We start from the raw sequence: 14,441 nt of genomic DNA, 5'->3' as shown, positions 1-14,441 counted from the left end.
CCTAGCGGTTGATTATTTTCCAAGTTATAATTTGGAAAATTACATCCTTGTCGGATTAAAACAAGAGAAAACTTGGAAAAATGCGTCAGTCACCTGCCAATCGAATTCTGATCCTGTTGAAAACCGACGGGCCGCAGCTGGCAGCGGCTGTCGGCGATGCGCTCGGCATATCGTCGGAAGCAGCCCGTCAGCAGCTGACGAAGATGGCGGAGGAAGGGTTGGTCGAGCCTGTAGCGGAAGCTTCCGCCGGCAGAGGCAGACCGCGCCAGTTCTGGCATCTGACGGCGGCCGGCAATCGGCAGTTTCCCGATGGCCATGCAGATCTGACCGCCACCCTGCTTGCCACCATGGCCAGCCAGCTGGGGCAGGGGGCCGTCGATGCTGTCATCTCGGCACGCGAAACGGAGACGCTTCGGCGCTATCGCAGCGAAATCGATTTGACAGCCGATCTGCCCTCACGGGTCGCAAGCCTTGCTGCCATCCGCACGCGGGAAGGTTATATGGCCGATCACTGGCAGGACGATGACGGTTCGTTGGTGCTGGTGGAGAACCATTGTCCCATCTGCGCCGCCGCATCTGCCTGTGCCGGCTTCTGCCGATCGGAGCTGGAGACTTTCCGCATGGTGCTCGGCGCTGATGTCGAACGGGAGGAGCATATTCTGCTCGGCGCCCGGCGTTGCGCCTACAGGATCCGCGACGCGGCCTGAGAAATCGCTTTTTGATGCTGTGCCCACCCGCATCGGCGATTGGCAATCCAGGGAGCAGCGGCTATCACTGGCCGTCTAGCAAACCAAAGGCTGCGTCCCCTCATGTCCAATCCCGTCTGCGTCGAAGTCACCCGTGGCAATCTGGTTGAGAGCCGTCATCGCGGTTCCATCGTTGCGGTCGATGGCGATGGCAAGTTGGTCTTCTCGGTCGGCGATATCGAAAGCGGCGTCTTTCCGCGCTCCGCCTGCAAGGCGATGCAGGCGTTGCCATTGGTCGAAAGCGGCGCGGCAGAAGCCTATGGCTTCGGCAACAAGGAATTGGCGCTCGCCTGTTCCTCCCACAATGGCGAGGACGAGCATGCAGCACTCGCTGCCGCCATGCTGGCTCGCGCCGGCCGCGATGTCGGTACGCTCGAATGCGGCGCGCACTGGTCCTCCGACCTGAAAACAACAATCCATCAGGCCCGCACCATTGAGACGCCGACGGCGCTGCATAACAATTGCTCCGGTAAGCATGCCGGCTTCGTTTGCGCCTGCTGCCATCAGGACATCGATCCCAAGGGCTATATCGGCTATGACCATCCGCTGCAGCAGCAGATCCGCGAGATGATGCAGAGCCTGACCGGCGCTATTCTGGCGCACGACAATTGCGGCACGGATGGCTGCTCGATCCCGACCTATGCCGTGCCGCTCAAGGGACTGGCGCATGGCTTTGCCAAGATGGCGACCGGTGTCGGCCTGGAGCCCCTGCGTGCCAAGGCATCACGCCGGCTGTTCGAGGCCTGCATGGCCGAACCCTTTTACGTTGCTGGCACCGACCGCGCCTGCACCAGGCTGATGCAGATCGCTCCTGGCCGCATTTTCGCCAAGACTGGCGCCGAGGGCGTGTTCTGCGCTGCAATCCCCGAACAGAGCATCGCCATCGCGCTCAAATGCGACGATGGCACCACTCGCGCGGCAGAGGTCATGGTGGCCGCAACATTGGCCCGCTTCTTCGAGAAGGACGGCGCTGTTCATGCCGGCCTGATGGCTATGGCCGGCCGATCCTTCAAGAACTGGAACGGCATCCATGTCGGCGATATCAGGCCGACGGCTGCTCTGACGGCATAGGTAACTCTTCGCCTCAGCCGCTCGTTTTCTGAGCCGGTACATGGTGCCGGACGACCTTGTATTCCTGCCAGATGAGAACCATGACCACGAGGTCGAAAATGGTGAGGATGATGAGCCCGATACCGTGCGTGTCGGTGAAGCGATAAAGCTGGTAGACGATGAAAAGGCCCAAGGCCACCAGCGAGGCTGGATAGGCCCACATCTTGCCCCGGAGCAGGCCGATGACCAGCAACACCTTCACCAGCCCATGGCTCAAGAGGTAATAGGCATAGAAATTCTTGGTACCGACCGAAAAATCTTGTGCCCATATGAGCAGATGGGTCGCGATAAAATCATGCGGGTCGTTGAGCAGCTCGGGCTGGGTGATCCGGTTCGCCAGCCGAAGGATCGATTCGGTGCTGACGAGCGCGAGCACAAGGCCGCCGAGGCATTCGATCAGGGCATGCGCGCCTTTCAACAGGACGCTGATTTCGAAGAGCTGATGAATGCGTCGTTCGTTCATGGGCGATCACAACCTCTGGGGCCTATTCAGGTAGGCTTGATCGGCGGCGGCGACAAGGCATGCCGATCTCCGGCCGTCGGTCAGGCCAGGAAGATCGGCACGTCCATATCTCGATAGGGCGTCAGGCTCTGCTCCGGAAGATCGGAGGACACGATCACGCCGGAGACGCCTGTCAATGGAAGGATCTGGTATGGAGAGGCGGCGTCGAGCTTTTCGGCTGTCGCCAGCACATAGGTTTCGGCCGAACACTGCGCGATATGCCGCTTGATGGCCGCTTCCTCGAAATCGCCGGTCGAAAAGCCGCGGGCGGGATGAATGGCGGTGACGCCCAGAAAGAAGATGTCGGCCCTTATCGATGCGATGGCCGTCATGGCGGCAGCACCCGTCGCCACCATCGAATGCTTGTAGAGCTTGCCGCCGATCAGGATCACCTCCACCAGGGCATGATGCTCCAGCTCACCAGCAATCGTCGGGCTGTGGGTAACGATGGTGACGGGAAGGTCTTTCGGAAGTTGCCGGGCGATCTCGGCATTGGTGGTGCCGCCGTCCAGAAATACGGTCTGGCCCGGTTGGATCATCTTGGCTGCATAGGCACCAAGCCGGCGTTTCTCGTCGGAGGAGACTGCCTGCCGCGCGGTGAAATCGGGCAGCTCCGGTGACAGCGGCAATGCGCCGCCATGCACGCGCTTCAGCAGCTTCTCCGTTGCCATCTCTCGCAGATCCCGGCGGATCGTGTCTTCGGACAGATCGAGTTCGTCGGCCAGAACCTTGGCGATCACTTGGCCGTCCCGGCGCAATCTGTCGAGGATGAGGGCTTTGCGCTGGCTGGTCAGCATGTTGATCTCTGCACGATATATCACGAATAGTCATGAATTTATCAGAATCGATTCGACATTCAAGAAAATATGCGCATATTCGTGCAAATTCCTGCAGGAAGCAGGTACTCAGAATGGAGACATGACATGTTGATCCTGATTGCGGGGCCCTATCGCTCCGGCACCGGCGATGATCCGAAGAAGATGGCCGAAAACCTCAAGCGCCTTGAGGAGCCGTCCTATGCCCTGTTCAAGGCAGGTCATCTCCCCATGATCGGCGAATGGGTCGCCCTGCCGGTCTGGCATGCCGCCGGCGGCAAGAGCATCGGCGACGATCTCTATGAAGAGATCTTCCACCCGACAGCCGGCCGCCTGCTGCAGCTTTGCGAGGGTGTTCTCAGGTTGCCGGGTGATTCCAAGGGCGCCGATAATGATGTCCGCATTGCCCGCGAGCGCGGCATTCCCGTCTGGTACAGGCTGGAAGACGTGCCAGGCTGCGCCTGAGATCAACCGCCCATCCCCATTGAGCCAGCCAATGGGGATGGGGATATCGGCTTAATCGATCAAAACCTTTTGTGGCGCCCATCAGCATCAGCCACTTCCGTATCGGCCGGGTTCGTTTTAGCTTCCTTGCAGAATTCAATTGAGGAACGGAACATGCTGACATTCTATTATGCGCCCGGAAGCTGCGCGCTCGCCAGTCTCATCGCCCTGGAAGAATCCGGCCTTGCCTACGAGCCCCGACGCCTCAACCTCGCCAACGGCGATCAGCGCCAGCCGGATTATCTGGCCATCAATCCGAAAGGTCGCGTTCCGGCGCTGGTGACCGATCGCGGCGTCCTCACCGAGAATATCGCGATCATGGCCTATCTCGCCCAGATCGCACCGGCCGCGAAGCTGGCACCGCTCGACGACCCCTTCGAATTCGCGCAGATGCAGTCCTTCAACAGTTACATCGTCTCCACCGTTCATGTGAACCATTCGCACAAGGGACGCGGCTACCGCTGGACCGACGATGCGGCAGCCATCGAGACGATGAAGGCCAAGGTGCCGCAGACCATGACCGAAAGCTTCGCTTTGATCGAGGATAAGATGCTGAAGGGTCCCTGGGTGATGGGCGAGCAATATACCGTCGCAGACGGCTATCTCTTCACCATGGAGAAGTGGCTGCCGGGAGACAATGTCGATATCAAGCAGTTCCCCAAGGTTAGCGCGCATTATCAGCGTATGCTCGAGCGCCCGGCCGTTCAGAAGGCCCTTGCCGTCGAACAGGGCTGATCGATCAGCCGAACATTGCCAGAAGTTTTTTCGGGGCGCGGTATCGCCACGCCTCGACTAAGCGCAGCTCCAGTTCCTCGTCGCCGATCGCGGCGATGCGCAGCGGCAGGGATGGCCAGCCGACGTAGTGATCCGTCTGGAAATAGATCTTCGGTGCCATTTCCATCAGCTGTTCCTTGCGGTCGACCGGCAGCGACAGCACGATGGTCTCGTTGTTCTTGACGGTCACAAACGCCTTGCCGCCGACTTTGAAGGCCGGCAGTCCATAATGAAGGCCAGGCTCGACCTCGAGCAGCCTGGCTTGCGCCACCAGCCGCTGCAATCGTTCTGCTATGGCGTCCATGCCTAGGTTCGATGTCATGCGCGTGTGAGTGCCATGATTAACTCTCTTATGCGCATTCTTCCGGCTGAATGGTCCGCTTGTCCATAGGCCGCCCCAGGTTTTCCGGCATCAGCGGCAGATCGGCCAATTCTTCCAGCGACATGGCCGCAAGCATGGGATGCTGCAACGGATCGCTATCCGATTTGCGATCCTCTTCGAGAAGATGATTGAAGAAAAGCTTCAAGATCGACATGGCATGCCTCCTTGGATGCTCGCATCGATGCAACCGTGAGGGCATCAGCCGAGCGAGCGGCGACGGTCTTCAATTTCATGGTGCAATAATCGCGCGAATATGCGCTCGATGCAATTGAGAATGCGGGGATGCTGATATAGATATTCTATAATGAAAAACCTCAACAACGTTCATTTGAATGGCTTGCGCGCGCTGGAGGCGGTCGGGCGCCTCGGTTCGCTGCAGGCAGCGGCCGATGAACTCGGCGTGACGGTCGGTGCGGTCAGCCAGCAGGTCATCAAGGCCGAGGCGCAACTCGGTCGGCCGCTGTTCGAGCGGACGCCTAACGGGATGACGGTGACGGCATCGGGACTGGCGGTGCTGGCAAGGTTGGGCGAGGGATTTCAGGCGCTTTCGGCGGCAATTGCGCTTGTGCAGCACAAGGATGAGAATATCCTCACCATTTCGGTGGCACCGGTTTTTGCGGCCCGCTGGCTAGTCTATCGGCTGGACCGCTTCGCCGGCCGCCATCCGGATATCCGCCTGCGCATCGATGCCACAACACGGCTGATCAACCCGGCGACGTCTGATGTCGATATTGGCATTCGGGTCGGCAATGGGCAATGGCCCGGCGTCAAGGCCGAGCTGCTGCTGGCCCAGGAGGTGTTCCCGGTCGTTACGCCGCAGATTGCCGCGACGCTTCAGGAGCCTGTCGATATACTGAAAGTCCCCGCCGTCATCGACGGACATGCGATGTTCGGCTGGGAGGTGTGGTTGCGCGAGGCCGGGCTCCCGGGCCATTGCATGGAAGAGCGTCACATCTTCAACGACGCATCGCTCTGTCTGGATGCGGCCATAGCGGGGCAAGGGGTGATGCTCGCCTGGCAGACGCTGGCGGCCTATGCCCTCCAGCAGAAATGCCTCGTCGATCCCTTCGGCATCCGCGCCAAAACCGGTTTCGGCCATTATTTCGTCACCGCCGAAGGCGTGCGGGAGCCGAAGAAGGTCACCGCCTTCAAGGCCTGGATCCGTGAGGAAATGGAAGAGAGCATGCGTCTCTTCCAATAATGTCAGACCGGCTCCTTGCCGCGGGTCGCCTGCATGGCCTTGTAGGCATCGCGCGACTGGCAGCGCTCGATCCAGGCCTTCATCCTCGGGCGAGCGTCGAACAAGTCCTGCTCGGTTTGGGCATAGCGCAGCACTTCGGCCAGGTTGAGGTCGGCGGCGGTAAAGCGATTGCCGACGAGATAGTCCTGGTTTTGCAGGTGCTTTTCGAGCACGTCGAGCGGTTTCTTCAGCGAGCGGCAGGCGACTGCGATCCCGGCCTTGCCTGCATCGCTATTTTCCTGCGCGTTGTCATAGATGCGCACGAGCGCGACGCTATAGGGTTCGACTTCCGTCGCCGCCCACATCGTCCACATAGACATCAGTCCTTCTTCCTCTACCGTCTTGCCGGCCAGCGGGCCGCCATATTTGCGCGCGAGATAGAGGTTGATGGCGAGCGACTCATGCATCGCGAGATCGCCATCCTTGATGTAGGGGATCATGCCCATCGGATTGACCGCCAGAAACTCCGGCGACATCGTGTTGATTGGCGCGTCGGCAGCGAGCGGATTGGCAAGCCGGCTGGCCTGGATGACAGGCACGGATTTGAACTCAATGCCGAGCTCCTCCGCCATCCAGTAATTGCGCGAGGCGCGCGAGCGATAGACACCGTAGATCGTCAGCATATGGGTCTCCCAGATTCGAGTCGGCGCGACCTTATTGGGCAGCTTGGGCGAGTAAAAGACCCTGCCGCTGATATCTGCGATGAAAGCTCGTGATGGATGGCGGATGGCCAGCGCCGAGCAAGCACGAAAATATCCGCCAGCCCGTCTAAATCTTTGCAAATCATGCTGCCGAGGCCTAGCCTTCGTTCAGAAATTAGCGTCGCTGCATGTTACCGTTCGGTTATGGCTTTCGTCGGATGCGGTAGGAGGCATCCGGTGAAAGGTACATGGGCAATCGGTAACTGCGATCTCGGGAGGAGAGCAGATGCTTGCTACCGGCGTTTCGCTAGACGACAAATATACCGCTGAGGATGGCCGCGTTTTCATGACCGGCCTGCAGGCGCTGGTGCGGCTGCCCATGACGCAGATGCGGCGTGATCGCGCCGCAGGACTCAATACGGCAACGTTCATTTCAGGCTATCGCGGCTCGCCCCTCGGCGGCTACGACCAGCAGCTTCTGAAGGCCCGGACTTACCTCGACGCGCATGACGTCACCTTCCAGCCCGGAATCAATGAAGACCTTGCAGCCACGGCGGTCTGGGGCTCGCAGCAGGTCGGCCTTTCTCCCGGCGCCCGCAAGGACGGCGTGCTCGGCATCTGGTACGGCAAAGGCCCCGGCGTTGACCGCTCCGGTGACGTGCTGAAGCATGGCAATGCTGCCGGTACCTCCAGGCATGGTGGGGTCCTCTGTTTTGCCGGCGACGATCATTCCGCCAAATCCTCGACCATTCCGCACCAGACCGACCATGAATTCATGTCGGCGGTCATGCCGGTCATCTATCCTTCTTCGATCCACGAATTCCTCGAATACGGCCTGCTCGGCATCGCCATGTCGCGTTATTCCGGCTGCTGGGTCGGCATGAAATTCATTGCCGATACCGTCGAGACGACGGCGGCCGTCGATCTATCAGGAGAAAAGCGGCAGTTCGTCTTGCCGACGGATTTCGAGCTGCCTCCCGGCGGCCTCAACCTGCGCTGGCCCGATCCGCCGCTGGTGCAGGACGATCGCCTGCAGAATTACAAGGCCTATGCGGCCATCGCTTTCGCCCGAGCCAATCGCGTCGACGAAATCACCCATGATGTTCCCAATGCCCGCTTCGGCATCATCTCCTCCGGCAAGGCCTATGAGGATGTGCTGCAGGCGTTGCGCGAGCTGGAGATCGGCCCGCGGGAAATGGCCGATATCGGCCTGCGTATCTTGAAGGTGCGCATGCCCTGGCCGTTGGAGCCGGAGGCCGTGCGCCATTTCTCGGAAGGGCTGGACGAAGTTCTTGTCGTCGAGGAGCGTCGCGAAATCATCGAAAACCAGATCAAACAGCAGCTCTTCAACTGGCGCGCCGATGTGCGCCCGCGCATCGTCGGCAAGTTCGACGAGCATGACAAACCCTATCTCAGCCTGTCTTCGGCGCTGACCGTCGGCGCGGTTGCGAGAGCCATCGCCGGACGCATCGTCAAGCTCGATCTCGATCAGGGCCTGCATGATCGCATTGCCGCCAAGCTTGCCTATCTTGCCGAGCGCGGCCAGATCAGCCGCAGCCATGTGGCGCCACTGAACCGTACGCCGTTCTTCTGCTCGGGCTGTCCGCACAATACCTCCACCCGCGTTCCCGAAGGCAGCCGCGCCATCGCCGGCATCGGCTGCCATTACATGGCCACCTGGATGGACCGCAACACCGAGACCTTCACCCAGATGGGCGGTGAAGGCGTGCCGTGGACGGCGATTGCGCGTTACACCGACGAAAAGCATATGTTCGTCAATCTCGGTGACGGCACCTATTTCCACTCCGGCATTCTTGCCGTCCGCCAGTCCGTCGCCTCCAAGGTCAACGTCACCTACAAGCTGCTTTATAATGATGCCGTCGCCATGACAGGCGGGCAGCCGATCGATGGCTACCTGACGCCGCAGCTGGTCACCAAGCAGCTGCATGACGAGGGCGTCAAGCCGATCTATCTGCTGTCGGACAATCCCGATGCCTATCGCGCTTCGGAGCTGGCGCCCGGCGTCAAAGTCCTGCATCGCGACCACATCGATCAGGTGATGCTGACGCTGCGCGAGACGGCAGGTTGTTCGGCGATCGTCTACGTCCAGACCTGCGCCGCCGAGAAGCGCCGTCGCCGCAGCCGCGGCCTGATGGAAGATCCGGCCAAGCGCGTCTTCATTAACAAGGCTGTCTGCGAGGGATGCGGTGATTGCTCGGTACAGTCGAACTGCATCTCCGTCGAGCCGCTGGAAACGGAATTCGGCCGCAAGCGCCAGATCAACCAATCGAGCTGCAACAAGGATTTCTCCTGCGTCAAAGGCTTTTGTCCGTCCTTCGTCACGGTTCATGGCGGCAAGCGCCGCAAGCGGAAGGCACTGGGCCACGCCGACATCGACGTGCCGATGCCGGAAATCCCTGCCATCGCCGATCGTCCCTGGAACATCGCGATAGCCGGCGTCGGCGGCACGGGCATCCTGACCATCGGCGCCATCCTTGGCATGGCCGCGCATCTCGATGGCAAGGTGCCGATGATCCTTGACATGGCAGGCCTCGCCCAGAAGGGCGGCGCCGTCATGAGCCATCTGCGTATCGGTCTCAACCAGGCAGACGTCACGTCCTCGCGCATCGTCAATGGCGGCGCGGACTTGCTGTTGTCGGCGGACGAAGTGGTTGGGGCCTCCAAGGATGCGGTCACGCTCTGCTCAACGACGCGTACGACCGCCATCGTCAACACCGGGCTCATGCCGGTCGCCGATTTCGTTCGCAACCGCGATTTCGACTTCAGGACCGGTTCGATCCAGCATACGATTGCAAAGACCGTCAGCGATAAGTCCGTCTTCCTCGATTTCGGTCAGGTCGCGACCGAGGTCACCGGCGATGCGATCTCGACCAATATCCTGCTAACCGGCTTTGCCTGGCAGCGCGGTCTGCTGCCGTTGTCGTTGGAGGCGATCGAAAAGGCGATCGAGCTCAACGGCGTCGCCGTCAAGGCGAGCCTCTCCGCGTTTCATTGGGGCCGGCTTCTCGCGCATGATCCGCAGGCCGTGCATGCCCTGATGGTCGCGCCCGATGCCGGCAAGACGCTGGCTGACATGAGTCTCGATGATCTCATCAGGCATCGCAAGGCGCATCTGACCGCCTATCAGGATGCGGCCCTTGCCGAGCGCTATGGTGCTTTCGTCGCCCACGCCAATGCTCTGGCGACGAAAGAGCGGCTTTCGGACAAGGTGCCCTTTGCCGTCGCCGTCACTTATGCGCGGATCCTGGCCTACAAGGACGAATATGAGGTTGCCCGGCTGCTCACCGATCCGGCTTTCGAAGCACAATTGCGTGAGGAGATGGAGGGAGATTTCAAGCTGGCCCTCAATCTTGCCCCACCCATCCTCGGCGGCAGGGACCCGAACGGCCGACCAAGGAAGCGCGAGTTCGGCGCCTGGATCCTGCCGCTGTTGCGGATGCTTGCACCAATGAAACGGCTACGAGGCACCGCTTTCGATCCCTTCGGCTATATGGCGGAGCGGCAAATGGAACGCCGCCTGATTGCCGAATACGAAGAGATCGCCGGGCGTGTGCTTTCCAGTCTGCGCCACGACAACGAGACAGAAGCCCTTGCCATTCTCTCGCTGTTTGATGAGATAAGAGGCTTCGGCCCGGTCAAGGAGGAGGCTCGCCGGAAGATCATGGTGAGGATAGCGGACAGACTGAAAGCCTATGAGATGCCGCGGGAGGCGCAGCATGTACCCGCAGATGCGGCATGACGCCGGCGGCGGAAACTTGAAGCAGGCATAACGAGACATACGTTCAAAGAGATTGGACGTTCGGGAGGTCGGGAGGAGAAGCCGGATGTTTTCTGGGGGATTGAACTTCGCGCTGGGCGAGGACATCGATGCGCTGCGCGAGCAGGTGCGCCGCTTTGCCAGCAATCGCATTGCACCCTTTGCAGACGAGATCGATCGCAACAACAGCTTCCCGATGCATCTGTGGCGGGAGATGGGCGATCTCGGCGTACTCGGGATCACGGTTGACGAAGCCTATGGCGGCGCCGGCCTCGGCTATCTCGCCCACACGGTTGCCATGGAAGAGATCAGCCGTGCTTCGGCTTCCGTGGGTCTGAGCTACGGCGCTCATTCCAACCTCTGCGTCAACCAGATCTACCGCAACGGCACGGCGGCACAGAAGGAGCGCTACCTGCCGAAGCTGATATCCGGCGAGCATGTGGGGGCTCTCGCCATGTCGGAGCCGAGTGCAGGCTCCGATGTCGTCTCCATGAAGCTGCATGCCGAAAAGCGCGGCCATCGCTATGTGCTGAACGGCAGCAAGATGTGGATCACCAATGGCCCGGATGCCGATGTCCTCGTCGTCTACGCCAAGACCTCTCCGGATGCCGGCCCGCGCGGGATTACCGCCTTCCTCGTCGAAAAAGGCTTTCCCGGCTTCTCCGTCGGCCAGAAGCTCGACAAGCTCGGTATGCGCGGCTCGAACACCTCGGAGCTGATCTTCCTCGATTGCGAGGTTCCGGAGGAGAATGTTCTCGGTCACATCGATGGCGGCGTGCGCGTACTGATGTCGGGTCTCGATTACGAGCGCGTGGTCCTTTCCGGTGGCCCCGTCGGCATCATGGCGGCCTGCATGGATGTGGTGCTGCCTTACATGCATGAGCGCAAGCAGTTCGGCCAGTCGATCGGCGAGTTCCAGCTGATGCAGGGCAAGCTGGCCGATATGTATGTCACCATGAATGCCTGCCGCGCCTATGTCTATGCCGTGGCCGCCGCCTGCGATCGCGGCGAGACGACGCGTAAGGATGCAGCCGGCTGTATTCTCTACTCCGCAGAAAAGGCGACGGCGCTGGCGCTCGAATGCATCCAGGCGCTCGGTGGTAACGGCTATACCAATGATTATCCCGCTGGACGGCTGCTGCGCGACGCCAAGCTCTATGAGATCGGTGCCGGCACATCCGAAATCCGGCGCATGCTGATCGGCCGCGAGCTGTTTGGCGAAACGGCCTGACTGCGAGATCGAGACATCAACGAATTTAAAGACGCGTGCCTATGCCTTCACAACCATGGAAGCCGACTCTGCATCTCGAGAGGCGGCTTCCGTCAACGTATCGGTGATCCATTGATTGACGGACTGAGCCTTGTTTCCTGCGGCGCGAACGACCTGCTCATGCAGGCGCGGAGTCATGCGCAGGGAAAGATTCCCCGAAAATGGTCGATCGGGTTCCTGCGATCTTTCCGCGCAAAATGCGAGGTAGTCATCGACGCTGTCGCGGAAGGCCTGCACCAGTTCTTGCGCCGTTTCCGCTTCAAAAGTCACGATGTCTCTGATGCCGACGATTCTGCCATGAAAAACCATGTCGTCCTCATCGAATTCCACCGAACCGGTATATCCCTTGTAAGATCTCATGGCTTTATTCCCAAATCTGTCAGAAACTCCCTGACCGTGCGCACCACATATTGCTTCGTATCAGGCTTCGGATGTGGCCGATGGATGAACAATGTTCGGCCGCTTTGCGTAAAACGAGCGCGCGAGCCGCTTCCTTCCGACATCTCGCAGCCAATTGCCACCAGCAGGGCCTCAATGTCTTGCCATTTGATCGTGGCCTTCACCGGGTTGCTGAAAATGGCTTCCAGCGTCTGCCGCTGCTTTGAATTCATGGATTGTTCCGCAATGGCAAACAAGTGGTATCAAAATATGGTAGCAAATAGGCCAAGTCAATGACCGTCCTGAAATCAGAGATATCGACGCATACGGATCGCTTCCGCGACAATCGCGCCGCCATGCTGGAGGCGATCGGCGTCGCTGAGGCTGCGGCGTCGCAGGCGGCGGAAGGCGGCGGCGCGCAGGCGCGTGAGCGCCATGTCGGCCGCGGCAAGATGCTGCCGCGCGATCGTGTCGCCGGGCTGATCGATCCCGCCACGCCGTTTCTGGAGATCGGGACGACGGCAGCCCATGGACTATATGGCAACGAAGCGCCGGGCGCCGGCCTGATCGTCGGCATCGGCCGCGTTTCCGGCCGCGATTGCATGATCGTCTGCAATGATGCCACCGTCAAAGGTGGCACTTATTATCCGATCACGGTGAAGAAGCATCTGCGCGCGCAGGAGATTGCGGCGGAAAACAATCTCCCCTGCATCTATCTCGTTGATTCCGGTGGCGCCAATCTGCCGAACCAGGACGAGGTCTTTCCGGATCGCGATCATTTCGGCCGCATCTTCTATAATCAGGCCAATATGTCGGCGGCTGGCATTCCGCAGATCGCCGTCGTCATGGGCTCCTGCACGGCGGGCGGCGCCTATGTGCCTGCCATGTCGGACGAAACCATCATCGTCGAGAAACAGGGAACGATCTTTCTCGCCGGTCCGCCGCTGGTCAAGGCGGCGACGGGTGAGGTGGTCTCGGCCGAAGACCTCGGCGGCGGCGATGTCCATACGCGCCTTTCCGGTGTTGCCGATCATCTGGCGCGGGACGATGCCCATGCGCTCGCACTCGCCCGGCAGGCGGTCGCCAATCTCAATCGCCGCAAGCCCGAGAGTGTCGAGCGTCGCACGCCCGAGGCGCCGCTCTACGATCCCGAGGATATTCTCGGCATCGTCCCCTCGGATCTGCGCACGCCCTATGACGTGCGGGAGGTCATCGCCCGCATGGTGGATGGCTCCCGCCTTGATGAGTTCAAGGGGCGCTACGGCACGACGCTTGTCTGCGGCTTTGCCCATATCCATGGCATTCCAGTCGGCATCATCGCCAACAACGGTGTTCTCTTCTCGGAGTCGGCGCTGAAGGGCGCGCATTTCGTCGAGCTTTGCTCGCAGCGCAAGATCCCGCTCGTTTTCCTGCAGAACATCACCGGCTTCATGGTCGGCCGTAAATATGAGACCGAAGGGATCGCGAAGAATGGCGCTAAGCTGGTGACGGCTGTGGCGACGACCAAGGTCCCGAAGATCACCATGCTGATCGGCGGCTCCTTCGGCGCCGGCAATTATGGCATGGCCGGCCGGGCCTATTCGCCGCGTTTTCTCTGGACCTGGCCCAACAGCCGCATATCCGTCATGGGCGGAGAGCAGGCGGCAGGCGTGCTCGCCACCGTACGCGGCGAGGCGCTGGCGCGTGCCGGCAAACCTTGGACGCCGGAAGAAGAGGCCGCCTTCAAGGCGCCGACGCTCAAGATGTTCGAAACCCAGAGCCATCCGCTCTACGCCTCGGCCCGCCTATGGGACGATGGCATCATCGATCCGCGCAAGAGCCGCGACGTGCTGGCTCTGTCGCTTTCAGCAGCACTCAACGCACCGATCGAAGACACACGCTTCGGTCTGTTCAGGATGTGAGGAGACGGAGATGAAACGCGATGCCATCAATGCCAAGAATGCGCCGCAGCCCCGCGGCGGCTATGCTCAAGCCGTAAAGCTCGAGAATTTCGAACGATTGCTTTTTATCAGCGGACAGATACCGACCGACGTCGACGATGCCTTGCCGGAGGGTTTTAAGGCGCAGGCTCGCCAGGTCTGGCACAACATCGATGCGCAGCTGAAGGCGGCCGGCATGACGAAGGACGATATCGTCAAGGTCACCACCTTTCTCGCCGATCGACATCATACGATCGAGAACCGCGAGATCCGTAGCGAATATCTAGGCTCGCTCACGCCGGCCATGACTGTCGTGATCGCCGGTATTTTCGATACGGCCTGGCTGCTCGAAGTCGAAGTCATTGCCGCGCAATAGGGTCTG

16 protein-coding genes are annotated in these 14,441 nt (G+C 60.4%); 9 read left to right on the top strand and 7 right to left on the bottom strand.

From position 1 onward, the window contains the following. Window positions 1–80: 80 nt before the first annotated feature. A complete protein-coding gene (locus tag GDN47_RS13660) occupies window positions 81–707 on the top strand; it encodes a helix-turn-helix transcriptional regulator (protein ID WP_113331905.1) in 627 nt (208 codons plus the stop codon). Between the two features lie 102 nt (window positions 708–809). Next, window positions 810–1,817 carry an asparaginase gene (locus GDN47_RS13655; protein WP_113331904.1) on the top strand — a complete coding sequence of 336 codons (1,008 nt, stop codon included), beginning with the start codon at window positions 810–812 and terminating at the stop codon, window positions 1,815–1,817. 13 nt (window positions 1,818–1,830) lie between these two features. On the opposite strand, the gene GDN47_RS13650 is transcribed toward GDN47_RS13655, so the two are convergent. Further along, entirely contained in the window at window positions 1,831–2,319 is a 489-nt protein-coding gene (locus GDN47_RS13650) for a DUF2127 domain-containing protein (protein ID WP_113331903.1), read from the bottom strand. Between the two features lie 80 nt (window positions 2,320–2,399). Further along, window positions 2,400–3,155 carry a DeoR/GlpR family DNA-binding transcription regulator gene (locus GDN47_RS13645; RefSeq protein WP_113331902.1) on the bottom strand — a complete coding sequence of 252 codons (756 nt, stop codon included), beginning with the start codon at window positions 3,153–3,155 and terminating at the stop codon, window positions 2,400–2,402. Window positions 3,156–3,281: 126 nt separating this feature from the next. Here GDN47_RS13645 and GDN47_RS13640 point away from each other — a divergent pair, with 126 nt between their 5' ends. Further along, window positions 3,282–3,638, top strand: coding sequence for an ADP-ribose pyrophosphatase (locus tag GDN47_RS13640; RefSeq protein ID WP_015339137.1), 357 nt, complete (start codon window positions 3,282–3,284; stop codon window positions 3,636–3,638). A gap of 153 nt (window positions 3,639–3,791) precedes the next feature. Continuing rightward, window positions 3,792–4,412, top strand: a complete 621-nt coding sequence (locus GDN47_RS13635) for a glutathione S-transferase family protein (RefSeq protein WP_113331901.1) — start codon at window positions 3,792–3,794, stop codon at window positions 4,410–4,412. 4 nt (window positions 4,413–4,416) lie between these two features. On the opposite strand, the gene GDN47_RS13630 is transcribed toward GDN47_RS13635, so the two are convergent. After that, on the bottom strand, window positions 4,417–4,773 hold the full coding sequence (locus GDN47_RS13630; protein ID WP_113331900.1) for an MmcQ/YjbR family DNA-binding protein: 357 nt from the start codon (window positions 4,771–4,773) through the stop codon (window positions 4,417–4,419). A 28-nt stretch (window positions 4,774–4,801) separates the two neighbouring features. Then, window positions 4,802–4,987, bottom strand: a complete 186-nt coding sequence (locus GDN47_RS13625) for a hypothetical protein (protein ID WP_113353964.1) — start codon at window positions 4,985–4,987, stop codon at window positions 4,802–4,804. Between the two features lie 150 nt (window positions 4,988–5,137). On the opposite strand from GDN47_RS13625, the gene GDN47_RS13620 reads away from it, so the two are divergent. After that, entirely contained in the window at window positions 5,138–6,034 is an 897-nt protein-coding gene (locus GDN47_RS13620) for a LysR substrate-binding domain-containing protein (RefSeq protein WP_152093567.1), read from the top strand. Window positions 6,035–6,036: 2 nt separating this feature from the next. On the opposite strand, the gene GDN47_RS13615 is transcribed toward GDN47_RS13620, so the two are convergent. After that, complete coding sequence (locus GDN47_RS13615) at window positions 6,037–6,696, bottom strand: glutathione S-transferase family protein (protein WP_152093566.1); 660 nt, start codon at window positions 6,694–6,696, stop codon at window positions 6,037–6,039. 304 nt (window positions 6,697–7,000) lie between these two features. Between GDN47_RS13615 and GDN47_RS13610 the strand changes: the two genes are divergently transcribed. Next, on the top strand, window positions 7,001–10,474 hold the full coding sequence (locus GDN47_RS13610; protein WP_152093565.1) for an indolepyruvate ferredoxin oxidoreductase family protein: 3,474 nt from the start codon (window positions 7,001–7,003) through the stop codon (window positions 10,472–10,474). 85 nt (window positions 10,475–10,559) lie between these two features. After that, window positions 10,560–11,723 carry an isovaleryl-CoA dehydrogenase gene (locus tag GDN47_RS13605; protein WP_069613842.1) on the top strand — a complete coding sequence of 388 codons (1,164 nt, stop codon included), beginning with the start codon at window positions 10,560–10,562 and terminating at the stop codon, window positions 11,721–11,723. A gap of 39 nt (window positions 11,724–11,762) precedes the next feature. Here the strand turns inward: GDN47_RS13605 and GDN47_RS13600 are convergent, their stop codons facing one another. Next, window positions 11,763–12,092 carry a type II toxin-antitoxin system HicB family antitoxin gene (locus tag GDN47_RS13600; RefSeq protein WP_233789921.1) on the bottom strand — a complete coding sequence of 110 codons (330 nt, stop codon included), beginning with the start codon at window positions 12,090–12,092 and terminating at the stop codon, window positions 11,763–11,765. 26 nt (window positions 12,093–12,118) lie between these two features. Beyond that, entirely contained in the window at window positions 12,119–12,373 is a 255-nt protein-coding gene (locus GDN47_RS13595; protein WP_152093564.1) for a type II toxin-antitoxin system HicA family toxin, read from the bottom strand. A 60-nt stretch (window positions 12,374–12,433) separates the two neighbouring features. Here GDN47_RS13595 and GDN47_RS13590 point away from each other — a divergent pair, with 60 nt between their 5' ends. Together GDN47_RS13590 and GDN47_RS13585 are read left to right on the top strand one after the other, a co-directional pair. Next, window positions 12,434–14,041: a carboxyl transferase domain-containing protein gene (locus GDN47_RS13590; RefSeq protein WP_113331894.1), complete on the top strand. Its 1,608-nt coding sequence runs from the start codon at window positions 12,434–12,436 to the stop codon at window positions 14,039–14,041. 10 nt (window positions 14,042–14,051) lie between these two features. Continuing rightward, a complete protein-coding gene (locus GDN47_RS13585) occupies window positions 14,052–14,435 on the top strand; it encodes a RidA family protein (RefSeq protein WP_113331893.1) in 384 nt (127 codons plus the stop codon). Window positions 14,436–14,441 lie beyond the last annotated feature (6 nt).

The sequence above is a fragment of the Martinezella dioscoreae genome (genome assembly GCF_009176305.1).
In the GTDB taxonomy this organism is placed as follows: Bacteria; Pseudomonadota; Alphaproteobacteria; order Rhizobiales; family Rhizobiaceae; genus Rhizobium; species Rhizobium dioscoreae.
Note: the sequence above shows the minus strand (reverse complement) of the source record. Positions and strands in the feature narration are given on the sequence as shown.